General features: G+C 56.5%; 1 pseudogene. It reads right to left on the bottom strand.

What is annotated here, in order from left to right:
- A pseudogene (locus tag D8V06_RS14845) lies at window positions 1-854 on the bottom strand (PrkA family serine protein kinase); the annotation flags it as partial.
- Between the last annotated feature and the right edge of the window lie 251 nt (window positions 855-1,105).

Consider the following 1,105-nt stretch of genomic DNA (forward strand, 5'->3'; position numbering starts at 1 on the left):
CCTTCGGTACTGTTGTAGTTGCCTTCCTGAGTGGCGGTCAGCAATGGGTGCAGCACCTTGATCGGCGCCTTGAACATTTCGACGAATTCCATCAGGCCCTGGTTGGCCCGGCACAGCGCACCCGAGTAGCTGTAGGCGTCGGCATCGTTCTGCGGGAATTCTTCCAGTTTGCGAATATCAACCTTGCCCACCAGTGCGGAGATGTCCTGGTTGTTTTCGTCGCCCGGTTCGGTTTTGGCGACGGCGATCTGGTTAAGGATCGATGGATAGAGTTTCACCACGCGGAACTGGCTTATGTCGCCGCCAAACTCTGCCAGGCGTTTTGTCGCCCATGGCGACATGATGGTGTTGAGGTAGCGCCGTGGAATCCCGAAGTCCTCTTCGAGGATTGCCCCATCTTCAGTGGAGTTGAACAGCCCCAGCGGCGATTCGAAAACCGGTGAGCCCTTGATGGCGTAGAAGGGCACTTTTTCCATCAGTTGCTTGAGCTTCTCGGCCAGGGACGATTTACCGCCACCAACGGGACCGAGCAGGTAGAGGATTTGTTTCTTCTCTTCCAGGCCTTGGGCGGCATGGCGGAAATACGACACGATCTGGTCGATGCATTCTTCCATCCCGTGGAAGTCTTCAAAGGCCGGATAGCGGCGGATCACCTTGTTGGAGAAGATTCGCGACAGTCTCGAGTTGGTCGAGGTGTCGAGCAGCTCCGGTTCACCGATGGCCAGGAGCAGACGCTCGGCAGCGGAAACGTAGGCGCTACGGTCCTTCTTGCACAGTTCGAGATACTCTTGCAGCGAGAGTTCTTCCTGGCGTGTGGACTCGAAACGTTGTTGGAAGTGGCTAAAGATACTCATGACGTCACCTCGCTCGATACGTGGAGCCGACGCCGGATCACTCAGTCGATGCTGGCAGCAATTGAACAGGCGGTCGCTGTTTACCCCCCAGAACTCTTTCACAGCTGACGACTGCGAAAGCTACTCCCGATGATCCGCGCGCCGGTGTACCGGCTCTCCCCTGTTTTGGATGGCCTGCGCTTAAGGATAGTTGGGAATTCGGGAGGTAAAGGCGAGATACGTAATTAGTTGTGGCAGACCGTTCGTCTGCC

This window comes from Pseudomonas sp. Sample_24 (assembly GCF_004307605.1).
In the GTDB taxonomy this organism is placed as follows: Bacteria; Pseudomonadota; Gammaproteobacteria; order Pseudomonadales; family Pseudomonadaceae; genus Aquipseudomonas.